At 47.7% G+C, this 23,241-nt stretch carries 23 protein-coding genes and 1 other RNA gene; 5 read left to right on the forward strand and 19 right to left on the reverse strand.

All coding sequences use genetic code 11. The features are described from left to right. The first annotated feature begins 341 nt into the window (after positions 1 to 341). Complete coding sequence (locus ABEW73_RS13870) at positions 342 to 578, forward strand: DUF2626 domain-containing protein (protein ID WP_006209059.1); 237 nt, start codon at positions 342 to 344, stop codon at positions 576 to 578. 256 nt (positions 579 to 834) lie between these two features. Continuing rightward, complete coding sequence (locus ABEW73_RS13875) at positions 835 to 1,947, forward strand: coiled-coil domain-containing protein (RefSeq protein ID WP_430166963.1); 1,113 nt, start codon at positions 835 to 837, stop codon at positions 1,945 to 1,947. A gap of 31 nt (positions 1,948 to 1,978) precedes the next feature. Here the strand turns inward: ABEW73_RS13875 and ABEW73_RS13880 are convergent, their stop codons facing one another. Further along, positions 1,979 to 3,232 carry an extracellular solute-binding protein gene (locus ABEW73_RS13880; protein ID WP_430166965.1) on the reverse strand — a complete coding sequence of 418 codons (1,254 nt, stop codon included), beginning with the start codon at positions 3,230 to 3,232 and terminating at the stop codon, positions 1,979 to 1,981. 198 nt (positions 3,233 to 3,430) lie between these two features. Continuing rightward, complete coding sequence (locus ABEW73_RS13885; protein ID WP_430166967.1) at positions 3,431 to 4,762, reverse strand: PhoH family protein; 1,332 nt, start codon at positions 4,760 to 4,762, stop codon at positions 3,431 to 3,433. Between the two features lie 138 nt (positions 4,763 to 4,900). Between ABEW73_RS13885 and ABEW73_RS13890 the strand changes: the two genes are divergently transcribed. Next, positions 4,901 to 5,533, forward strand: a complete 633-nt coding sequence (locus tag ABEW73_RS13890) for a YhcN/YlaJ family sporulation lipoprotein (protein WP_430166969.1) — start codon at positions 4,901 to 4,903, stop codon at positions 5,531 to 5,533. Positions 5,534 to 5,642: 109 nt separating this feature from the next. On the opposite strand, the gene ABEW73_RS13895 is transcribed toward ABEW73_RS13890, so the two are convergent. The 6 genes from ABEW73_RS13895 to ABEW73_RS13920 form a co-directional block, all read right to left on the reverse strand. Next, positions 5,643 to 5,921 carry a hypothetical protein gene (locus ABEW73_RS13895; RefSeq protein ID WP_430166971.1) on the reverse strand — a complete coding sequence of 93 codons (279 nt, stop codon included), beginning with the start codon at positions 5,919 to 5,921 and terminating at the stop codon, positions 5,643 to 5,645. 75 nt (positions 5,922 to 5,996) lie between these two features. Then, complete coding sequence (locus ABEW73_RS13900) at positions 5,997 to 7,100, reverse strand: LCP family protein (protein ID WP_430166973.1); 1,104 nt, start codon at positions 7,098 to 7,100, stop codon at positions 5,997 to 5,999. A gap of 163 nt (positions 7,101 to 7,263) precedes the next feature. Beyond that, positions 7,264 to 7,557 (reverse strand): YlaH-like family protein, encoded by a 294-nt coding sequence (locus ABEW73_RS13905; RefSeq protein WP_215157611.1) that lies wholly within the window; start codon positions 7,555 to 7,557, stop codon positions 7,264 to 7,266. Between the two features lie 39 nt (positions 7,558 to 7,596). Continuing rightward, entirely contained in the window at positions 7,597 to 9,438 is a 1,842-nt protein-coding gene (typA, locus tag ABEW73_RS13910) for a translational GTPase TypA (RefSeq protein WP_430166975.1), read from the reverse strand. Between the two features lie 152 nt (positions 9,439 to 9,590). Further along, positions 9,591 to 10,103, reverse strand: coding sequence for a hypothetical protein (locus ABEW73_RS13915; protein ID WP_215157607.1), 513 nt, complete (start codon positions 10,101 to 10,103; stop codon positions 9,591 to 9,593). Between the two features lie 249 nt (positions 10,104 to 10,352). Beyond that, the gene (locus tag ABEW73_RS13920; protein WP_430166977.1) at positions 10,353 to 11,015 is read right to left on the reverse strand and encodes a TerC family protein; all 663 of its coding nucleotides are present in this window, start codon (positions 11,013 to 11,015) and stop codon (positions 10,353 to 10,355) included. A gap of 129 nt (positions 11,016 to 11,144) precedes the next feature. Between ABEW73_RS13920 and ABEW73_RS13925 the strand changes: the two genes are divergently transcribed. Next, positions 11,145 to 11,837 (forward strand): TerC family protein, encoded by a 693-nt coding sequence (locus ABEW73_RS13925; RefSeq protein WP_430166979.1) that lies wholly within the window; start codon positions 11,145 to 11,147, stop codon positions 11,835 to 11,837. 144 nt (positions 11,838 to 11,981) lie between these two features. Here ABEW73_RS13925 and thiI read toward each other — a convergent pair whose 3' ends face one another. The 6 genes from thiI to ABEW73_RS13955 form a co-directional block, all read right to left on the reverse strand. Next, positions 11,982 to 13,220, reverse strand: a complete 1,239-nt coding sequence (thiI, locus tag ABEW73_RS13930; protein WP_430166981.1) for a tRNA uracil 4-sulfurtransferase ThiI — start codon at positions 13,218 to 13,220, stop codon at positions 11,982 to 11,984. Continuing rightward, positions 13,217 to 14,377, reverse strand: coding sequence for a cysteine desulfurase family protein (locus tag ABEW73_RS13935; RefSeq protein WP_430166983.1), 1,161 nt, complete (start codon positions 14,375 to 14,377; stop codon positions 13,217 to 13,219). The genes thiI and ABEW73_RS13935 overlap by 4 nt, the downstream gene beginning before the upstream one ends. Positions 14,378 to 14,548: 171 nt before the next feature. Then, the gene (locus ABEW73_RS13940; protein ID WP_430166985.1) at positions 14,549 to 15,235 is read right to left on the reverse strand and encodes a lytic transglycosylase domain-containing protein; all 687 of its coding nucleotides are present in this window, start codon (positions 15,233 to 15,235) and stop codon (positions 14,549 to 14,551) included. Positions 15,236 to 15,382: 147 nt separating this feature from the next. After that, positions 15,383 to 15,745: a hypothetical protein gene (locus tag ABEW73_RS13945; protein WP_430166987.1), complete on the reverse strand. Its 363-nt coding sequence runs from the start codon at positions 15,743 to 15,745 to the stop codon at positions 15,383 to 15,385. A gap of 68 nt (positions 15,746 to 15,813) precedes the next feature. Beyond that, complete coding sequence (locus tag ABEW73_RS13950; protein ID WP_006209042.1) at positions 15,814 to 16,038, reverse strand: DUF1540 domain-containing protein; 225 nt, start codon at positions 16,036 to 16,038, stop codon at positions 15,814 to 15,816. 136 nt (positions 16,039 to 16,174) lie between these two features. After that, the gene (locus ABEW73_RS13955) at positions 16,175 to 16,681 is read right to left on the reverse strand and encodes a YpuI family protein (protein WP_006209041.1); all 507 of its coding nucleotides are present in this window, start codon (positions 16,679 to 16,681) and stop codon (positions 16,175 to 16,177) included. A gap of 253 nt (positions 16,682 to 16,934) precedes the next feature. Here ABEW73_RS13955 and ABEW73_RS13960 point away from each other — a divergent pair, with 253 nt between their 5' ends. Further along, positions 16,935 to 18,860, forward strand: a complete 1,926-nt coding sequence (locus ABEW73_RS13960) for a S8 family peptidase (protein WP_430166989.1) — start codon at positions 16,935 to 16,937, stop codon at positions 18,858 to 18,860. A gap of 75 nt (positions 18,861 to 18,935) precedes the next feature. Here ABEW73_RS13960 and ABEW73_RS13965 read toward each other — a convergent pair whose 3' ends face one another. From ABEW73_RS13965 to rpoD, 5 genes are all read right to left on the reverse strand, one after another. After that, positions 18,936 to 19,214, reverse strand: coding sequence for a hypothetical protein (locus ABEW73_RS13965; RefSeq protein ID WP_430166991.1), 279 nt, complete (start codon positions 19,212 to 19,214; stop codon positions 18,936 to 18,938). A gap of 211 nt (positions 19,215 to 19,425) precedes the next feature. After that, positions 19,426 to 19,832: RNase P RNA component class A (rnpB, locus tag ABEW73_RS13970), an RNA gene on the reverse strand. A 152-nt stretch (positions 19,833 to 19,984) separates the two neighbouring features. Continuing rightward, positions 19,985 to 21,100 carry a Nif3-like dinuclear metal center hexameric protein gene (locus ABEW73_RS13975; RefSeq protein WP_430166993.1) on the reverse strand — a complete coding sequence of 372 codons (1,116 nt, stop codon included), beginning with the start codon at positions 21,098 to 21,100 and terminating at the stop codon, positions 19,985 to 19,987. After that, a complete protein-coding gene (locus ABEW73_RS13980; RefSeq protein ID WP_430166995.1) occupies positions 21,076 to 21,834 on the reverse strand; it encodes a tRNA (adenine(22)-N(1))-methyltransferase in 759 nt (252 codons plus the stop codon). The genes ABEW73_RS13975 and ABEW73_RS13980 overlap by 25 nt, the downstream gene beginning before the upstream one ends. Positions 21,835 to 22,101: 267 nt before the next feature. Further along, positions 22,102 to 23,232 (reverse strand): RNA polymerase sigma factor RpoD, encoded by a 1,131-nt coding sequence (gene rpoD / locus ABEW73_RS13985; protein WP_430167290.1) that lies wholly within the window; start codon positions 23,230 to 23,232, stop codon positions 22,102 to 22,104. Positions 23,233 to 23,241 lie beyond the last annotated feature (9 nt).

Genomic DNA, 23,241 nt, shown 5'->3' on the forward strand with positions numbered 1-23,241 from the left:
ACCATAAAACCCTCCTAACGACATCCTAAAATAACCGTCTTCAATACCGTAAATCGGCTGCTGAATAGGGTATAAAAACTGCTTAATTCATTTCTATGCCTCTCATAGAGTTCATAGAATCTATTTGATACTAAAATGTATTTCCATTTTTAAGACAGATCATACTCTTACGAAGGGAAAAGGGGAGATTCGTCCAAATTATTCACGAATTCAATGTCTTACTTCTGGATAATAATAAAAAATAAAGGGTTTTCTTGAGTTAGGCGTTTACACGTTTTTGCCATAACGCTATAATGTTGATAGCAGCATTATGTGCGTACATACGAGAGGAGGATATAATCGTGGCACGGATGTTTCGAGTCCTTGGCTTTTTCACCCTGACTATCGGGTTGATGGCCTTTGCCGGAGATCATATAGAAATGGCACTGCTTTTCTTCCTGCAGACTGCATTTTTCGTGATCCTGGGATATTTGAAATTCACGGAGAGAACCTATATTCTTCTCTTCTGGGCTTATATGATCGTGACCTTCACAGGCTTTAGCTATTGGACGGTCTTCATTATGGGCAAACCACTCTAATAGGTAAACGATGCAAGCGATGCTTGAAATCCACCGGCGCTCAACCTGGACAAAATGATGGCAGCTGGTGGATTTTCCCTTGCAATTAGAGAACGAGAGTACTTAAAAGAGCGATCAGGTGCTTTAGCGGCCGGATCGCTTTTTTAGTGCCTGAAGGTTGATAATTAAGTCGTATACGTCATATATTGGTTAAAATGAAGGGACAGACAGTGGTTGGATTCCTTTCGACTAACAACCATTCAAGGAGGACTCCCGTTTGAATGTACGAGTAAAAAAAACTCTCCTCCCGGTCATGCTGTGTATAACCCTGTTATTCTGCTTCATAGGGACTCCAGCTCTGGTATATTCCGAGCAGGATGTAAGCCCGGTTATGCCTGATTCGGAAGAGGCGCGCAAACTTCTGGAGGACAGCCTCTCCATCGTGGAGATCGACCATGAAATCGAACGGATAACCAAACGCATCGCCGAATTGCAGCTACTTCAGAGCGAACTGCAAATCAAAATTCAGGATATGGGCTTGCGTATCGAAGACCGGCGCGATCGGGCAGGAGCTGTTCTTCGGTCTTATTACATGGGTGAACGGGATCATTTATTCTTTATGCTGTTGTCTGCAAAAGACTTAGCCGGTTTATTCCGGATCATGGACTTTTACGATATGATCATTCAAAATGACCGGGATACACTTGCGGTATATAACAATCAGTACCGCTCCCTTGCCTCCGCTCAGGCTGAAGCGGCACGCAATACAGCTCAGCTCGCCGAAGTAAAGGACAGCCTTGTCAAGCAGCGTGAACGAGTGCTGGCGCTTGAACAGCAGGTTGACGGAGCACTGACAGCCAGTGGCAACCCGGATGCCATGAAGAAGTTGATTGAGGAGTTCACCCTTTATTGGGAGAACGTGGGACTGTACGAAGTAAAGCGTCACTTCCAGGCTCTGGCTAACGCCATGGAAAACTTGCCGCAATTCGTCCAAGGAAGTAAGAATATGCTGAAAACAAACGGCAAGGAGTACACCATCGATATCCATGAGGATGATCTCAACGCATTTTTAAGATCCGAAGATGAAATCTTTAACAGCTTTGCTTTCCATTTTAACGATGGAAAAGTAATAGCTTCCGGTGAGAGCGGAAATCTGTCACTGCTGATTGAAGGAAAATACACCGTGATCAACGAACCGGAGAATGCCATCATGTTTCAAGTTGACAAACTCGTGTTCAATCGGCTGGAATTGCCTGACACCACGCGCAAAGCCTTGCAGGAAGAATTCGACATGAACTTTTACCCTAAACAGTTGGTGTCTTTCTTAAAAGCAACGCAGGTATCCAGCCAAGATCAAAGATTAGTGGTCAAAATGGAGCTGGATTTATAGAAAAAAGCTGCCCTTCGCTTGGGCAGCTTTTTTAAGGTTGAGTAGGCGTGTACAATTCCATATATTGTTGGATCGTGATTTCGCCAAGCAGCAATCGATTCGCTGCTTGGTTATACGTTTGAAAACCTTCCGAATCGCCAAAAGTCAAAGCGGCCGGTTCATTTCGAGAGAGCAGCACCTGGGCTGGAACGGCGGCTTTTTGCCAAATGCCCCGATCACTCAGGTTTGTGCCCATGACATACAATTCAGAAATAACAGGCAGCGTTCCTGCCGCTCTGCTCCATTCACGCTGCATCGCTTTGCCAGTCATATACGTAATCCACTTCATGGCAAGCGCCGATGATTCCGTGTGTGCCGCTACTGCAAAACTTCGAGTTCGGACAACCGGCGTATCCAGATGCGCCTTTCCCATTGCCAATGCAAGGGACACTCCATCGGCCTCTTGATCTGAAAAGCTCGAATACGGCTCAATGATCACGGCTGCTTCCACCTTATCGGAGGCTGTAGAACCTTGGCTATCAACCTCTGCCTCTGTCGCTCCTTGCGCTGATTCTGCCACTCTTCCATGATTGCGAATCAACATATCAAGCACCTCTTGATCTGGCTTGGAGGGATCACCTTCGAGCAAATGAACCGCCGCACCGAACGCATAAGGATCATTCCAGTCAAATGAGAGGACAGGGCTTACCTTGTGCCGCTCCAAATATTCCTGCCATGCCTGACGGCTCTCCGGCACTTTGAATGGTTCGCCGTTCTTTCCCTTGGTCTGCCAAGTCATAATATAGGGGTCTATATCAAACGGCATTCCCCATTGATACCCGTTCCACTGCAGCGGCGGCAGAAGACCATTCAAGATATCTTCGCCTGGCATCGTGCCCTGAGAAGCATCAACAGGCAATAAGCAGCCACTCATTGCAAGCGCTTTAATAAAGTGTGAATCCGTTAATACGATATCAGGTCCTTCACCAAGGGACATCTCGAGCAGAAACGACTCTTTGTGTGTTTCACTCGTTTCCAGAGGCGTGATTTCAATCTCTGCACCGGTCTCTTCCATAAAACGCTCATTAAGAGCTTTAAGTTGTCTCAGTTCATCCGGGTTTAACTGAACACCGACCTTGATCGGGCCCAGATCGGTCTCCGGCACCTCCGGTCTTTGCTGCGGAGGATTCGGTTCATCCCCCGGGGGCTCTCGTCTAGTGTGGTGAGTGAAGTCAAAGCTGGGAGATAAACTGGATAAAGACAACAGTAAAATGGCAAATAAGAACCAATATTTCTTCCGCTTCATATCCCATCTTCACTCCTTCAATAGTCGCATGCCCTTATTTTACCAAACTTCTAGTGCTCTTGTCCTATCTTTTTTGTTAATAATCTAGTCCAGATTTTACTAATTAACGATGGGAAGGAAAAAAGACTGTCCTATGAGTCTTGAACAGTCTTTACCATACAATTTACTCCGCGGTATCATTTCTCGGGAAATATATGATTACAATAAGTCGGCAGCCAGTTGAGCCAGCTTGGATCGTTCCCCTTTTGTCAGCGTAATATGCCCGCTCAGATTTTCTTGCTTGAAGCGTTCCACCACATAGGTCAGCCCATTACTCACAGCATCCAGGTAAGGATGATCAATCTGCTCCGGATCTCCCATCAGGATTACCTTACTCCCTTCTCCCGCCCGGGAAACAATCGTCTTGACCTCATGACGGGATAAGTTTTGGGCCTCATCTACAATGATGAACTGACCTGGTATCGAGCGGCCCCGGATATAAGTCAGGGCTTCCACCTGGATGCTGCCAAGTCCCATCAATATTTTATCGATATCACCCGATTTTTTGGTGTCGAACAAATATTCCAGATTGTCATATATCGGCTGCATCCATGGTCTTAATTTCTCTTCCTTTTCGCCAGGCAAATAACCGATATCCTTCCCCATTGGAACGACCGGACGCGCAATGAGCAGTTTTTTGTATTTATGCTCATCCTCCACCTTGGAAAGACCTGCTGCCAAAGCCAATAAGGTTTTTCCCGTTCCGGCCTTCCCAGTAATGGTGACCAGCGGAATATCGTCATTCAGAAGAAGCTCGATCGCCATACGCTGTTGGGCGTTACGGGCGCTGATGCCCCAAACAGGATCATTGCTTAAATGGAGGGGCTCCAATCTAGTTGCATCCTCATTCACATGAAGGAGGGCAGACTTTCCTGACCCCATCTCATCCTTCAAGATAACAAATTCATGGGGATAAAGTGGATAAGACAATTGAAGAGGTTTAATTGGTAAATAACGATAGCTGTAGAATTCATCAATCACCGAAGGATGAACCTTTAGGGTAGAGAATCCAGGATACAATTCACTAGGATCAGCTGTACGGTCCGATAGATAATCCTGTGTCGTTAATCCGAGCACATCGGCCTTAATTCGAACAAGCACATCCTTGCTAACCAGAACGACTGGTCTTCCTTGCTCCTTCGGTTCCTCCTCCAATTTATAATTTAACGCGACAGCCAAAATCCGGTTGTCGTTGGATGCTTCGCTAAATAACTCCTGTACCTTGACGAAGCTGCGATGATTAAGCTCAACCTTCAATGTCCCGCCATTCTCCAGAAGAACCCCGTCATGAAGATGACCTTGTTCTCTTAGCCCATCAAGCAATCGGGAGACCGTACGGGCGTTGCGGCCGATTTCATCCGCATTTCGCTTCTTCGAGTCAATCTCTTCAAGAACCACCGCAGGAATGATGACTTCATGCTCCTCGAATGCATAGATCGACTGAGGATCATGCAGCAATACGTTCGTATCCAGCACAAATATTTTTCTCATCTTATCCCTCCACTGCTTCTTCATCAGGTACACACATAAACCTTTCCGTCCCGGACATAATAAGCGTAGCGACTGGAGTAATTTAGTGAACTTTACTACGAAAGGACAGATCAATCCATGAAAGCTGCTCTATCCATCATGCTAGCGGTGTTGTTGCTCGCAGGCTGCGGGCACAATGCATCACCCTCTCCTCGTAATCAAACCAATGGAACTACTGCTAACAGTGTTCACAACATGAATGGGAACAGAGGTTATACCACGAACAATGTAGACGGTTTGACTCCGGATAACACGAATACGGGACGAGTCGGCAACGTCAATAATAACGACGGACAAGTTGACGCTACAACCGCGAATCACCTAAAATCACTAGCCGAGCGTGTGCCCGGCGTTAAAAACGCGAACTGTGTTGTGATGGGAAAAACGGCTGTTGTTGGACTTAATGTAGATGGAAATTTAGATCGAGCAGAAGTCGGAACCATTAAATACACAGTCGCGGAAGCCCTTCAATCCGATCCGGCAGGTGCCAATGCACTTGTTACGGCCGATGTGGACGTTGCAAACCGGATTGCCGATCTTGGCCGGCATATTCAGGAGGGGCATCCTGTTTCAGGACTTGCCAGTGAACTTGCTGACATCGTAGGTCGCATCATTCCTCAGTTGCCTAAAGATGTAACGCCGCGAGACGGGAATGTACGGCAAAAAGGTACACAAACGGTAAAACCGAAAAACCGAGGCCATGCACCTGCCAATCCACACCCTAATAAATAGGCCACCCACTTGAGGATAAACTCGCTAATCAGCAGAAGACAAATCCTGTCATTACCCGAGTTTGTCCGTCACCTAGTTCCAAATTTCATACAAAAAAGCCCAGTGAAGCTCACTGGGCTTTTTTTAAGGCCATAACAACGCCACTAACGAGCATTTCTGCTTCGCCAGTGACATGACCCGTATCATATTCAGAGTTCTGCAGCCTGTTCGGTGTGAAATTGACACCCATGTCGAATGAACACGCCTGATAAGACATGGAATCAGAAGGATGACATCTGAAAGGCTCCCATCCCCAAATGGAATCTGCTCGAACAAATGTTTGGGCAGGGTTATCCGTCTGCCGATTACAGATCAATGGGTGTGTCGTATGCATCATAAGGTAGGACATGCCTTCGGCCTCCTGTACAATGATCTCCATCTGATACATTGTATTATAGCATACAATAAAACTTGCCTTCAATTGTCACGGAGTTGTTGCAGAATCCGCTTCTGTCCCCTGCTGGCCAGCGTTATGCTTGCCGGCAAGTTCGTCTTGCAGCGCTTGTTTCGCCGCATTGAGTTCATTGTCGTTAATGTAAACGTTAGGGCTTCTCCACTCACCGGTAATCGGCATAAATTTAACGTCATCTTTACCGATATCATAATAAGTCGTGAGCAAGTTCCGGATCTGCTCCTGCTCAAAATCGGTGGTCATGTTATCGCTGACTGCATCCAGTGCATTACCCACTTTAGTTACGCCGCCAAAAGACTTCATTTTATCGAGCAGGGAGTGTAGTACCTCACTCTGACGGGCATTGCGATCAAAGTCATTGGATTCCTTCGTCTTTGGCGTACAGTTCCGAGATTTACGGTAACGGACATAATCCAGCGCTTTCTTGCCATCCAACTTCTGAGGGCCTGCAGTTAGGTTAATATCCGTCCCATCCGCACTGTCGCGGTAACACATGTTGTACTGAACGTTAACATCCACTCCGCCAAAAGTATCCACCACTTCACGGAATCCCTGAAAATCGATAACCGTTACATAGTCGATATTAACGCCAAGATATTTGCTCATCATGACTTTCATTTCTTCTTCAGCCGGAATGCCGCTGCCCGGTTCCTTTTTCTCGGCTGCCTTGTAAGCAGCTTTAAATCTTGGGTAATAGGCGTTCAGTTTACTCGCTTTATATCCTTCAAGTTCAATCAGTGTATCCCGCGGCAAAGATACCAGCGTCGACGTATTGGTTTCCGGATGCATGGTGGCGACCATGACCACGTCCGTCAAGTAAGTCCCCGTCTCCGGGCGATGATCCGTTCCCAATAGAAGCACCGTAATCGGTTTTTCTTTTGCGGAATGGCCTGGAGCAACTGGTTTGTCGATCCCGCTTTTTTCAATGATCTCATTGCCCTTGAAGAACAAGTAGCCGGCATAACCTGCTGCAGTCAGAACTGCGATTAACAAGACGATAAGAACGAATTTAAAAAATGATGTCCATGCGCTTTTTTTCTTTTTTGGAACTGGCTGTTTCTTGCCCTTCCCCCCACTTTTGGCTCTCGGAGGGAGATTGGTATGAGTAGGTTTCATATCATAACACCTGATTTCATTCAAATTAGATGAATGTCCGATAAACGCTTCAAATTTCGAAGCATTTACCGGACCATGGTTGACTTCTCTCTCTTATAAACGATGGGGACTGACAAAAAGTTGCCGTATGATTGTTACCTGAGTTGCTAAATTTCTACAAAGCTTATGACTTCGGCTCGGTCTGAGCCTTTTTCTTCTGACGATCTTCAACAAAATATCGAATACGCACCATCAGCATCAATGCCACAGCTACTAACAAGCACTGGATAATCGGCAGCTTATCAATCTGAAACACAAGCAGTATCGCCGAGCCCAAGGCCATCAAGATATACAGGAGAATCTCCTTCAACAGAGGGAGCTTCTGTTTCACCCGGAATACCTTGTTGTAAACGTAGGTGATGAGCACAAAAATCACGATATAAGAGATGAGCGGGTGCGCGGCAAACCATTCTTGCATGATAGGTTCACTCCTTTTGGACAAGTAGATCTCTATCTATTATAGATTTGCTTGTGCCATTTTACGATGTTTTTCTGCACGTTCGCGCTCACTCTTGTTCAAAATCTTCTTGCGAAGACGAACGGACTTCGGTGTAATCTCGCAATACTCGTCATCATTCAAGTATTCCAGAGCTTGCTCCAGTGAGAAAATAACCGGTGTTTTCAATTTAACCGTGTCGTCCTTCGTTGCCGAACGAACGTTGGTCAATTGCTTCTCTTTACAAATATTAACGACGATATCGTTATCGCGGGTATGCTCTCCAACAATCATACCTTCATAAATCTCAGTCCCCGGTTCCAGGAACAGGGTTCCGCGGTCTTCCACCGACATCATGCCATAGAACGTTGAAGATCCGTTCTCCGTGGAAACCAGTACGCCTTGGTGACGTCCTCCCACTTGACCGCCAATAAGCGGACCGTAGCTGTCGAATGCGTGGTTCATAATACCATAACCGCGTGTCAGGGTCAGAAAATGGGTACGGTAACCGATAAGTCCACGAGCGGGAATCAGGAATTCCAGACGCACTTGACCATTTCCGTTATTCACCATGTTCACCATTTCAGCCTTGCGTGTTCCGAGACTTTCCATAACGGAACCCATGCTTTCTTCTGGTACATCGATCATAAGACGTTCGATCGGCTCCATTTTGACGCCATCAATTTCTCTAACGATAACTTCTGGTTTGGATACTTGAAGCTCATAGCCTTCACGACGCATATTCTCAATCAAAATACTGAGGTGAAGCTCGCCGCGTCCCGATACGATATAGGCATCAGGGCTCTCCGTCTCATCCACTCTCAAACTTACATCTGTTTCAAGTTCTTTGAAGAGGCGGTCACGCAGCTTACGGGATGTTACCCATTTGCCTTCGCGTCCGGCAAAAGGACTGTTGTTAACAAGGAACGTCATTTGCAAGGTTGGTTCGTCAATTTTAAGGACAGGCAATGCCTCCGGATTCTGTGGATCCGCAATGGTCTCTCCAATGTTAATGTCTTTGATGCCTGCGATCGCCACGATGTCGCCGCCACCTGCTTCAGCAACCTCGATCCGCTTCAATCCTTGGAAGCCGAACAGCTTCTCGATACGGGCACTCTTGGTGGAACCATCACGAAGCATAACGGTAACCGGTTGGCCTTGCTTAATGATACCGCGGTTCACACGGCCGACGGCAATACGGCCCAGATATTCATTGTAATCCATCAAGGTAACGAGGAACTGAAGAGGCTCGTCCACTTTCTCAGTAGGGGAAGGGATATGGTCAATAATGGTTTCATAAAGAGCAAGCATGTTATCGTCTTGCTTCTCTGGATCCATACTTGAAGTACCGTTTAGGGCTGATGCATATACAACGGGGAAGTCCAGTTGGTCGTCATTCGCACCAAGCTCAATAAACAGATCAAGCACTTCATCGATCACTTCTGCTGGGCGGGCGGCTGGACGGTCAATCTTGTTCACAACGACGATTGGAGTCAAGTTATGTGCAAGAGCTTTACCTAGCACAAACTTGGTCTGAGGCATACATCCTTCATAAGCGTCAACAACGAGCAGAACGCCATCGACCATTTTCATAATACGTTCAACTTCACCACCGAAATCGGCGTGTCCAGGTGTATCCACAATGTTAATCAAGAAATCTTTATACGTAATAGCCGTATTCTTGGCTAGGATGGTAATTCCGCGTTCGCGCTCCAAATCATTGGAGTCCATCGCGCGTTCCTGCAGCGTCTCATGCTCCCGGAAAATACCGGACTGCTGCAGCAGTTGGTCTACAAGTGTTGTTTTGCCATGGTCAACGTGAGCAATAATGGCAATGTTGCGAATCTGATCTCTTGATTGCATAAATATATCTCAAATCCCTTCTGTTCGAATGAGCCACAAAGAAAGCGCCGGACGACATGCCGACGCTTCAACATACATCCTATAATATAGGTAAACGAGCGGGAAAATCAAGTCTTTTCAGAAAACTTCCAGCAACTTTTACCTCTTACCAATTACCAACCTCTGCTCCATTTATTATTGCGCCCGGAACGATTGCGGCCAAAGATCATCCAAATACCCGCTGCGATTAAGATCAGGGCAATAATGTAGAACGCCCCAGTCTCAAGCCAGGTGAAGATGAATATCAAAACGGAAAGCACCGTCAGTCCAAGCGCAACCGGCAGCGCTGCGCCAGGTCGCGGGCTCTCGTACAGATAATATTCATACAAGCCGACAGCCACACCGAGAATTAGCACAGGCCATAATGAAGTCATCAGTCCCCATCCCCCGATATTACATATGAAGAACAGAAGGCCATATACCGTCAGAATACCACCCGGAATAAGAATTGCGGCAGAGGCACGGCGACCAAAAAACATGATATGCAAAAAGATACCCGGCAGCAGCAGTACGAGCGGCCATAACGTTCTTCCCAGAAATCCAAACACACCAAGCTTACCGAGCAAAATAACGACTCCAGCAACAACGATGAATATACCCAACGCCAAATCTTTTCTGGAGGACATTTGATCACCCTCTCTCTTCAATATATGTATCACCAAAAGTAGCGGTTTCTAAAAGAAGCAGTTACGTTAATTTTAGCCCAAACCGACAAAAAAAACCATATCCCGAGCTTGTTCCACTTGAAATAACCTAGGCCCGTCCCATATACCTGCATCAAGCTAACAAAAAATGGACGACTGCACAAGACAGTTGTCCATTTTTTTGATTTAACACGCCCGCTTACGCGAATAGGCTGTTGAAGTAAAGTCCCGTTACATACCGGGCCGTCTTACCGTCTGTAATCCGCCAATCAGAACGACAGCACCTGCAATAACAATTGGCAGGAGACTGTGGGCATAAGGCATCCAGTAAGCCAGAATCAGCCCTACGCGGGAATCCTGTATGAGCATTTCGCCTGCTGTAAAAGCTAGAATACCGGCACCTATGTAAAGCAGCACGGGAAACTTGTGAAGCAGGTTTGAGATCATCCCGCTTCCCCATACAACGATGGGAATGCTTAATAATATTCCGATGACAATCAAGGCAAGATCGCCTTTGGCAAGCCCCGCAATGGCCAAGACATTATCCAGGCTCATCACAAAATCAGCAATCAAAATTGTATTGACAGCGGCCCATATCGTTGAAGCTCTGGCCAAGCTTGCAGGGTCATGTTCCTTTTGCATCATGAGTTTGACTGCGATCCAGATTAACAGTAATGCGCCACCCGCCTGCAAAAACGGGATTTTCAGCAGCAGCACCGCCAAAAAAGTCAGAATACACCGTAAGAGAACAGCCCCTGCAGTCCCGATCCAGACCGCCCGTCTGCGATGTATTTCGGGAAGGTCTCTGCTGGCCATCGCGATAACCAGGGCATTGTCGCCACTGAGTACAAGGTTGATCATCAATATCTGTCCCAACAAAAAAATCGTCTCCACTAGAACAACACCCCCACTCTACACATATGTGGTAATGGTCCAGGCTATGCTTGCACAACGGGAAAAATAGGCCTATAATTAATCCACTTTGTTTAATGGTGGAACCGTATTCTAAGAGGAGTGACATTCATGGAAACCACAGCCGCTGAATTTTTTCTTGCATTAATCAACATTGTCTTTTTGGATCTGATCTTGGCCGGGGACAATGCCATTGTGATCGGTCTTGCAGCACGTAATCTTCCGGAGGAAACCCAGAAAAAAGCAATTATCTACGGCACTGCCGGAGCTGTTATTCTTCGTATCATTGCCACCATCCTCGTTGTCTGGCTGCTTAACATCCCTTGGTTGCTGCTTGTGGGAGGTGTACTCCTGATTGGCATTGCCTACAAGCTGATGACCGACGACAATAATGAGCATGACAATATAAAAGCCGGCAAAAGCCTTGGAGCTGCCATTCGTACTATCATTGTAGCCGACGCTGCTATGGGTCTTGACAATGTCATTGCCGTTGCAGGCGCAGCCAAACACAATGTGATCCTTGTAACGCTAGGCCTGCTCATCAGTGTGCCCATCGTGGTATGGGGCAGCACATTGTTTATCAAACTAATCAACCGTTTCCCATGGATTATCTATGTAGGCTCTGCGGTACTTGCGTACACGGCGTCCTCCATGATTACCGAAGAGAAACATTTTCTGGGATATTTCGAAGGGCATCAGCTTATAAAGTATCTCTTCATAGCTGCCATCATTATCGGCGTGCTGACTGCAGGACATCTAAAAAAAAGATCTGCCGGGCGCCGCAAGTCATCTACCCAGTCCTAATTGTAACTTCATACGCGCGATAAAAAACAACACCCCAAGGCTTCCAAGAAGCTTTGGGGTGTTGTTTTTATGTTGGCAGTACCAAACGGGCCCATACTCGTTCGCTTCACTGCTACAGAATGTTAACCTTCGTTTGATACTCGACTAAAACCAGTCTTCGTTTACCACCGGCTCCGCATGCTTCTCGCCCAGCTCGCCGATTTTACTGTCCGGGGTGATGACCACGGTCTCCGTACCTTCAATCGCTGCTTGGATCCGTGCAGGCAGCTCGGTAATAGAAGCCTCCACCTTCTCGATGATCTTCAAATTCGGATTGGTGGTGGGCGATTTTGGCACAAACAACGTACAGCAATCCTCATACGGCAGAATGGATGTCTCGAATGTACCAATGTCCATCGCGATATTAATGATATCGTTCTTATCCATCATAACGAGCGGCCGCAGCAGCGGCAGCTCAGTGGCTCTGCCGATCACATTCATGCTCGGCAGCGTCTGACTGGCAACTTGTCCGAGACTGTCACCCGTCACGATCGCCAATGCCCCTTCCCGCTCCGCAAGCGAGGAAGTAATCCTTAACATCGCTCTGCGCATAAACGTAATGATCAGGTTATCCTGGCCGATACCCACAAATGAAGTCTGTACATCGGTAAATGGAACGAGGTGCAGCTTGATTTTGCCGGTAAAGCCCGATAACAGCCTGGTTAGCTCCATTACCTTTTCCTTCGCCAGTTGGCTCGTGTAAGGGAAGCTGTAGAAGTGTACACATTCTATTTCAAGGCCCCTGCGCATAGCCGACCAGCCCGCTACAGGACTATCAATCCCCCCCGAGAGGAGCAGCATGGCCTTCCCATTCGTGCCAATCGGGTACCCGCCGGCGCCTGGGATTACTTCATAGTACAAATACGTCTCGTTCTCCCGAATTTCCACACGAAGCTCCATATCGGGCTGCTTTACCTTTACTTTAAGCTGGGGATAGGTCCGCAGCAAAGGTGATCCGACTAAATGGTTCATCTCTTGCGAGGAGTGAGGGAATTGTTTCCACACCCTTCTCGCATTGACTTTGAAGGTCGACGGGTCAGCTAGTTCCTTCTGTCCCACAAAATCAACCGCTGTTTCGATAATGCGGTCAAGCTCGGAAGGACATACGCGAACCGGACTGATGGAAACAAGACCAAATACTTTTTTAAGAACTTGGATCAGAGCCTCCGGTGACTCCCCGTTAAGCTCGACGTACAAGCGGCCGTATTCCTTAACGATTTTCGCTTCCGGAAACGGTTTGAGCACGCTTCGAATATGATTCAATACCGATCTCTCGAATCGGTTGCGGTTTTTGCCTTTTAGGGTAAATTCGCCAAAGCGAAGCAGCAGTTTATCGTAAGTCATCTTCGGTTACCCTCTCTTTCTATAATGGGACGCAGGTTCCCGCAAACTTTGGCCAAAACTTCGACTAGTCGCGCTGCATCGCCCAGCTGATGCTCTTTGCCAAGACTGATACGAATTCCGGAGGAAGCAATGTCCATGTCCTTCCCCATCGCTAACAGGACCCGGCTGGGTTCGCTTAATTTAGAGGAGCAAGCGGATTTGGTTGATACGAGCATCCCCATCTCTTCCAGAGCATGGACCATCACCTCAGGTTTTAATCCCGGATACGAAAAATGAATGATATGAGGCGCATTCTGCTCACTGCTGTTTAACACCAATCCTGGAATTTTGTCTATTCCCTGGAGCAGAAGCTCCCTTACTTCCGTCATCCTTGCATAAAACTCGGGCTGGCGTTCTCTGGATAATCGCATGGCCTTCGACATTGCTACCGCTCCGGCAACATTCTCCGTTCCTGCCCGGTGCCCATTCTCCTGCGATCCGCCCGATACCAACGGGAACAACTGCACGCCTTGCTTAATGTACAGCACGCCCATTCCTCTCGGGCCATTGAATTTATGTGCAGACAGGCTGTATAAGTCGGCCTGCCACTCGGAAAGAGTAACCGGCAGCTTGCCAAATCCCTGTACGCCATCGATATGCAGCAGCGTTCGTGAATTTCGTTCCTTGACGATACGCCCCACTTCAGCCAGCGGCTGGACGGCCCCCGTCTCATTATTGACATGCATGATGCTGACGAGCACCGTATCTTTGCGCACAGCTTCCGTCAAAGCAGCCAGATCCACCACACCGGCGGCATCCACCGGGAGATAGGTCACTTCCCATCCCAACGTTTCCAGCTGTTTGCAGCATTCATATACGGAAGGATGCTCTGTTCCCGTCGTGATGATATGCCGGCCCCGGCTGCTGTACTGCATCGCAGTCCCTTTAATCGCCATGTTATTGCCTTCGGTTGCCCCGGATGTAAATACGATCTCCGTCGGCAAAACGTCCAGCGCGGCTGCACACACCTCTCTTGCCTTCTTCAGCAGTTTAGCGGCAGCCTCGCCTGAACGATGAAGGGCTGAGGGATTAGCATAATGCATTTTCATGATTTCCGCCATCGTGTCCACTACTTCATCATAGGGAGGGGTCGTTGCAGCGTGATCCCAATATATCAAGGTAAATTCCCCTTTCCATCTTACACATCGCACGTTGTAGAACTTATTATTCCAGACCTTTATATTTACACAAAAAGACCAAACGGTAAAGCCGCACTCCATCTTAGATCGGACAAAGTGGGCGCTTATCGTTTGATCCTCTATCAGGTTTCTATTTATCCCCAAGCGGGTTTATAAAGTGTATTTTGATTGTGCATTCATGACTTTACTAATATATGCCTGCGTTTCCTCAGGTAATTCATGAGCAACGGACATCAGCTCTTCATCACTGGATACACCCAAATTCGCGATACGGGTTGGACCTGCATTATACGCTGCGAGAACCATAGCCTTTTCTCCGCCAAACCGCTGAATCAGATTGGATAAATATTTAGTACCACCTTCGATGTTCTGAGCCGGATCAAAAGGGTTGCTTACCCCAAGTCCCCTTGCTGTGCCGTCCATCAGCTGCATCAGGCCCTTGGCTCCTGCAGAGGACACCGCATTCGGATTAAAGGAGGATTCCGCATCGATGACCGCTTTAATCAGCGATACTGGCACACCATACCGTTCCCCTGCTGCTGTAATTAAATCCTCAAAGGTTGTTGGCTTTGTTGCCCCCGTGTCATGCACGACCCCCTCCATTGGTATAGACGAGGCGGATTCATCTACAGCTCCTAGCTGCTGCCACAACAGTCCATCCTTAAAGGTTACGCCCGGCGCAAGCTGTGTCACGGAACGTTCAACCGGCTTGGAGGCGGAATCTTCGGTAAGCAGGCTGCTTAGCACATTGACAAATCCGGTTGCCGACTCGGTGGAATTCGTATTCATCTGTGGTATATCGGTCATTTGCTTCCATGATATCGGATCTATTTGCATCGTTTAACTCACTTTCTGCAGCAAAATTTCATACTTGTCCTTTATTTTATCATGGAACTGGAACAATCTGCTAGACCTATTCGGCAAAAAAATAAGCGAATCAACCACTCACTAGTTGATCCGCCCATATTCACATCATTACAAAAATTATCTACTGAAAGGAATCAAGATAAAATAACTGAGCGTTGCCAATATGCCGAGTCCGATTGACCATGCGCCTGTCGTCCTGCTTCCTTTGCTGTACGCGTAATATCCAACAACCGCTGCGATGGGCCCCAGGATAACCGACCACATGAACAAGGAGGCGATGCCCAATACCAAGCCCACATATCCGACAGTACGTCCGGTAGAAACGTCTGCCTTATCCTCGTCTGCTCTTCGTGCGGAGGCATCCCTAGGGGGAGCAACCTCGGCTGCATATTCTTCACGATGATCTTTGCGCGGGAAGTCTACCCTGTTTCGCTTGCCTTCAACAACCTTCATTTTGTGATTGCGATGTTTTTTATCCATAAACGCGCTTCCTCCATTTCCATCATCCTAAAGTGCCCAGCACCCTGACTTTATCCGGCTTTTCCCCGTCAGCCCTTCGGCTTAAAGGTCAAACAACAGGTCTCGGAAGACTTGTCAGCAACATCCTGATGGTCGTCTACGTAAGGCTCTGCTCCATACTCTTCATTCAGTTTCACATTCGCATGACGGTCAATTTCAATCATAATCATCTCGGCATGACATAAGTTTTGTTCTCCCCAGTAATGGCAATTGCTGACACTGCACTTCACTAATGGTTTGGCTTCGTTGGCCATTTTAGCATCACCTCTTCAACATTTTTTCCTTAGTTTACTGCCGGTATGCACAAGAACGATTGTCAGTTGGTGCCTAAGCCGCGAAACGAAAAAAGAGATGCCAATGGTTGGCATCTCTTGAGTATTCCTTAATATGTTAAGCGTGACTTTTCTCTGATTGCATGCGGCGCTCCGTCAAATAATCGCTTTCGTAGTAAGCAAGATCATCACGTAGCTCCTCATAAATCTTGGTAATGTTCATAATGACATCACGAGCAGGACGAACCGGTTTCTTCCGGAAACGAATCGCATCCTGTCCAGTATAGGCGTAACGACCATCTTCAGAATAGCTTTCATTTTTGGGATAGAAGAAACTGTTGACACAGCGGTGATACAAATTATACAAAGCCTTCTCGGCAAAATCGATATCAAAATTAGGGCGACGCTGTACAACACCTAGCTTCTCATAGGAAACTTCAGAAAACACAAGCAAATGGCGAACATCCGACAGAAATCCTTTGTAAAAATGAACGGTTTCCTCGTCCTGTTCCGTTACCAATTGGGATAAAGCATGTTCATTCAAAAACGTTTCCATAATCGAAATAGCAGATTTCAACTTTTCTCTGGACTCTGAGCATAATTTCTGAAGATTGTCTGCTGGCATTACGATAGATCCCCCTTAAATGGTCGTGACCCTACAGGTCATATAACCTGGCGGCCGTTATAATATGTACTATCCTAACACAAATTTTGGGATAACGAAATCCCTATCATGAATACACTTACACGGTTATTTTTAGTACATTTCATTTTGCGAACTCACATCCGTTTTATCACGAAATGGAACGCATAAAAAGGATTCACTCTTCCCACGCTAAGACTACTTAAATCATGAAATGCGGCGAGGAGGAAATTTTGTGAAATCTCGTACCTTGTGGACCATTCTAGGTGCAGCGTCAGTTCTTGGTGTGCTTCTGATCTTACTGTTCATCCCCGGTTCGAAACAGCCGGCTCCAACGGCTGAACCAACACAGCCTTTAAATCCCAAACAGGAGAACAAGGCCAAGCACTTTACCATGCAAAGCGATATCCAGGCAACGGATCAACTAAACCGTATTGATGCAAAAGGTCATCTGCGCAGGATGCTGAACAATAACGCTTTGCGCAGCCCAGGTCAAATAAAAGCCTACACGCAAAAAGAACAAAAGTTTCACAAGCATTTTCAGCAAGTACGGTGGTATAACCTTAAGCAGAACAAAATGACAGATATACAGGGTTTGCTTCCCAAACTAAACAAAAAAGATAAAAATCTGATTACTCATCATTTCCAAATGGCGCAGCAGAAACTTAAACGGGGAGAAACTTATGATTCACCCAAGTTCAATGTCGCGGGGCAGCCTTATTTTGTTGTTGCAGAGCCGTCCAAGGATGGCAAATATGGCGCTGCCGCCTTGGTTAATCAAGGCATACTGCATGAAGTAAGCAATCACCAGAAGCGGAATCTGCGCTTAATTCCGTACCCGAAAGAAGGAAAATTCAAGGTCGAATCCATTCATGCGGATACCCTCTCCGACATTACCGTTAAAACCGGACATGATAATGAGAAGGCCAGTCACTTTTACGAAAATGAAATTGTGGTGTCCTTTCAACATGAGCCGTCACAGCAGCAGCTCCTCGATATCTCTAAGGAAATATCGTGTGAAACGCCGAGGAAACTTGGCTATGCTTATGTTTTTCGTTCCAAGGATATGGACTACCTTAAACTCCGCTCCTATTTCGAGCAGAAGTGGAAACCCAAATATACCGAGCCTCACTACATCTATTTAACCAATGATCGCCCCCATCAATCCAGGGTAACCTCGGATTCCTTACCGGATGGAGCGAACGCTCAGGTCAATATCCCGAATGATTTGCTGTTTTCTGAGTATCAGTGGAATTTGCCCGTCATTGAGACGAACCGGGGCTGGGATTTATCCAGGGGCAGTGAAGATGTGGTCATTGCAGTCGTGGATACAGGAGTGGATCTTCAGCATTCCGATTTGAATGGGCAGTTGGTGGAAGGGTACAACATTGTAGACAAGGACAAGCAACCCTTGGATGATGTTGGTCATGGTACGCATGTGGCCGGGATCATCGGCGCCCTGGTCAATAACGGTGAAGGTGTTGCCGGGGTAAGCTGGTACAACAAAATCATGCCGGTCAAGGCGCTTGACGGATCCGGATCAGGAACAACCTATGCTGTCGCAGAAGGGATTATTTGGGCGACGGATCACGGAGCCAAGGTGATCAATATGAGTCTAGGCAACTATGCGGACTCCCAGTTCCTGCATGATGCCGTGAAATATGCTTATGATCGTGACGTCGTCCTTGTTGCCGCCTCAGGCAATGACAACACGGAGCGCCCTGGTTATCCTGCCGCCTACCCGGAAGTGCTTGCCGTCGCCGCAACGGATTCCAATCAGAAACGGGCGGAATATTCCAACTACGGCGATTATATCGACGTGGCTGCTCCAGGGACCAATATTGCAAGCACCTTTCCAGGGAATCAATACGCAGCTCTATCCGGAACCTCCATGGCCAGTCCCCACGCAGCTGCCATGGCAGGTCTCATTCGTTCCCTTAACCCTGAACTGACCAATCAGGAAGTCATGGACGTCATGATAAACCAAGCGGTCGATCTTGGCGATAAAGGAAAAGATAAATATTACGGTCATGGTCAGATTGATATTTTCCAATCCTTGAAAGCGGTTGGCGTGCCCGAAGTTCCTCTCCAATTGTGGCCAGGTCAAACGCTTCAGAATCTGAAGCGGGAGCTTCGCAAATTAAAGAGCTTCAACGAATAAAATACGTGAAATAAAGCAGCTTCCGCCTCATTAGCGTTAGCTGCTTTATTCATGATGGGAGGCAAGGAGCCGTTACTATTTTTTCCGGCGGGAGCGGCTAGTACGTGCTGCAGCTTTCTTCGAACGCTTGCTGGAGACCGTAACTCCGCCATAACCTACATTTTTGTTAACGACTTCTTCTTCGCTGTACGTATATAGATGTTTTTCTACAGGTACGCAGTGAATCTTATCCACCACTTTAATCGGATGAATGACAGGGACGATTTGCGGTACATAGTGGTCTCTAACGACCACGATCGGGTCGCACACGATCGGTGACACAGGAGGACATGGATTTTCGTTATGACAAAACATGTTTTTTGCATCTCCTTTCCGTTGATGATTATAGTTTATTACCCAAGGGGCTATTTGGTATGGACGATTATCCTTAAAGGGCAGATGAACTCCTAATATTTTCATGGGACCATAAGAAAAACGCGCATTTCCTTTACACACCTGATGAGGAATGTAAAGAAAATGCGCGTTTGTACCATTGCGATATCCGTAAAGCAATATGTTGTTCAGTTTGGAAAGCTTTCCGTAAGCCGGGTTCTGTGCTCTTCGTGGTCATAGCGGGAACTACCCTGCCACCATGAGCGACAATCATCTATCTAGGCCGATCATTACTAATCGACTCAAGCGACCAACCCGGACGCGCCTCGGGCTAAGGCTGTCTCCTCGAAGGAGACTGCGTCCCATTAGGTCTTGCTCCAGGTGGGGTTTACCAGGAACGAAGTCACCAGCGTTCCTCGGGGTCTCTTACACCTCGGTTCCATCCTTGCCTGTGCCACCCTAAGGCGGCCATCGGCGGTCCATTTCTGTGGCACTATCCTTCAACTCGCGCTGACTGGACGTTATCCAGCACCCTGCCCTATGGAGCCCGGACTTTCCTCTCGCGGCTTTGACGCCGCCAGCGATTGTCTGTCAAACTTTCCGGACAACATTATATATTATACAGTGATTTGAAGCGGTACACAACCCATTAAACATTAACAACAGCTGATTAATTTCCCAGCTTTGGACGAAGTAATGTTCATGGCCACGTCAAAATGAGAACACTTTTCCATGTCTTACAATTCGGTTCTTTAAACGAACTGGAACGGCTCTGTATTGATTCGGGAAGCGACAACCCGGGTTTCGTACTTATGCTCCTGCAGTTTCTGTTCCATCCACTCGGCCACTTTGACCTTCATGATCTTCTCGGCATTATGACCCGGATCAATGATCGTAAGTCCCGCTGCGAGTGCATCCTGTGCGGTATGATAATCCACATCTCCCGTTACCAGCACATCAGCTCCTCGGAACAGTGCTTTCATCATGTAGCGTCCTCCGGAGCCCCCTATGACGGCCGCCTTGCGGATAGTGCGGTCGAGTTCTCCTACGACACGAACATGAGGGACCTCCAGCTTCTCTTTTACCACGTCTACCAGCTCAGCCAACGTCTTAGGCTCCTTTAGCTTACCCACCCGGCCAAGACCAAGGGATCTCCCCTTAAGGTCCATCGCATACAGATCATAGGCAACCTCTTCATAAGGATGCGCCTTCAGCATCGCCTGGATCACTTTATTTCGGATGGCATGAGGAACAATCGTCTCGATTCGAACCTCATTTGCACGTTCCATCTTGCCTTCCCGACCTAGAAAAGGGTTACTGCCTTCTCGCGGGACATAGGTGCCAAAGCCCTCGATATTGAAGCTGCAGTGGCTGTAATTTCCGATCCAGCCTGCACCAGCGCCGAGCACAGCATCCAGCACCTCTTGATGATGACTCTTCGGCACAAATACCACCAGCTTGGACAACTGTTCATTATGCATATCATGAATAGGCGACGTATTCTCGATTCCCAAGGCTTCCGCCATCCAATCGTTCATCCCGCCTTCGGTTACGTCCAGGTTGGTATGGCTTATATATACCGCAATGTCGTGTTTGATCAGCTTCTCGTATACCTTGCCCATTGGCGTATCCGTCTGCAGTTGTTTCAGCGGACGGTATATAATTGCATGATGCGCGATAATCAGGTCAGCTCCAAGCTCAATGGCTTCATCCACCACTTCATCATTGACATCCAGTGCAATCAGCACCGTGCGAATGTCCTTTTGCAAGGTTCCAAGCTGGAGGCCGATTCGGTCATCAGGTTCGGCCACGTGCTTCGGAGCCAATTGCTCCATGTATTGAATTACCGTTTGTCCTTTGGCAAGCATGCCAGCACCTCCTGAATAAACTCGATATCCGATCGCATCTCACTCGCCTTATCGGCTGCCGTGGTGAGATCTGAACGGGATAGCGATTGAAGAATATACCCCAGCTTCTCCATCTCCGACTTCCATTTATCGTAGAACACCGGATTCGGGGACTTCGTCAGCCAAGGTCCCATACGGAAAAGCCAGTCCGTGGATAACCGGACACCGTCTCCAATCGTCCTTTCCGTGTATACCTGCTCATTCGTCAGGTCTGTTGTATGCGAAGGCTCGGCGATCAGCACTTCGTAAATTTTGCCGTCTTCCTCTAGGATCAATTCCTCGATCAGCACCCAGCCATGGGAGTACAGCCATTTGCGCAAAATATCTTCTCCTACATTTGGCTGCAGGACCAACCTGCGGACGCCTTCCAGCTTATCGATGCCGCGGTCCAAAATCGCTGCAATTAAACTGCCGCCCATACCGGCAATCGTAATGACGTCGGCCTCACCGGCTGAGAGTACATTCAAACCGTCTCCTCTTCGCACGCTGATGACATCCGTCATCCCTGATTCGATGACCTGCTTGACAGCAGCATCATAAGGGCCGGGATTAACTTCACCGGCGATCGCTTGAATGGCAGCTCCGCTCTCTACGGCAGCGACAGGCAGCAGGGCATGATCGGAACCGATATCTGCAAGTCGGCTGCCGCGTGGAATTTTCTCCAGTATTTGCGTTAATCTTCTTGATAATTTCACGGTTGACACACCTTACCATTCCATATTTTCGTCCAAATCACGATCTATTCCTTACCCTAACAGAGACGATACCAAACTGCAAACCGGCAAAGCCGGTGAAAATAAAGTTGTGCCAGGTCATTTGCAATGGGTCTGAAAAAGAGCTAAAATAAAGACCAATAAAACAAATGCAGGAAGAAATTCCATAACCAAGAAACTTATACATGCGATGCATGAATTCGAAAAAAAGGACCTGCTGCCGTTACTGCAGAAGGTCCGTGGATTAAGCTATTCGAGAAAATCCTTTAACCGCTTGCTGCGGCTTGGGTGACGAAGCTTACGGAGCGCTTTCGCTTCGATTTGCCGAATCCGTTCGCGTGTAACACCGAACACCTTGCCGACCTCTTCGAGTGTTCTCGTGCGGCCATCATCGAGTCCGAAACGAAGACGAAGCACATTCTCCTCGCGCTCTGTCAGCGTATCCAGCACATCTTCGAGCTGTTCCTTTAGAAGCTCGTAAGCAGCCGCGTCCGCAGGAGCGAGCGCTTCTTGATCCTCGATGAAATCGCCAAGATGGGAATCGTCTTCTTCACCGATTGGCGTTTCCAGCGAAACCGGCTCTTGGGCAATCTTCATAATCTCCCGAACTTTCTCAACACTGAGTTCCATCTCTGCAGCAATTTCCTCCGGCGAAGGCTCACGTCCGAGCTCCTGCAGAAGCTGTCTGGATACACGAATCAGTTTGTTGATGGTCTCCACCATATGCACAGGAATTCGGATGGTACGGGCCTGGTCAGCAATAGCACGGGTGATCGCTTGGCGAATCCACCAGGTCGCATACGTACTGAATTTAAAACCCTTTTTGTAATCGAACTTCTCCACGGCTTTGATCAAACCCATGTTGCCCTCCTGAATCAAATCCAGGAACAGCATTCCTCGTCCGACATAACGCTTTGCGATACTTACAACGAGACGCAGGTTGGCTTCGGCCAAACGGCGCTTGGCCTCCTCATCCCCCTGTTCAATCCGGTTGGCAAGTTCAATCTCATCATCAGCTGACAACAGCGGAACCCGTCCAATTTCCTTCAGATACATCCGTACCGGATCGTTAATCTTGATCCCTGGAGGCAGTGAAAGATCGTCGTCAAACCCAAAATCCTCATTATCATGGGATTCCGAATCTCCCGATTGCCGGTGAGTAACCTCTTCATCATTCTCATTTACTACATCGATACCCAGGTCGGCCAGCTGCTCATAGAACTCTTCCATCTGCTCCGTGTCCTGATCAAATGGCGATAATTTCTCCATAATATCTTTATAGCTCAATACGGATCTCTTTTTACCCTGTTCAATCAACTGATCCTTGACTTGATCCAGCGTAAATTCCGTTTCTAGTTCAGTATGCTGATCATTCGCCATCATTCGACT

Source organism: Paenibacillus lautus (assembly GCF_050482385.1).
Classification (GTDB): Bacteria; Bacillota; Bacilli; order Paenibacillales; family Paenibacillaceae; genus Paenibacillus_AQ; species Paenibacillus_AQ lautus_B.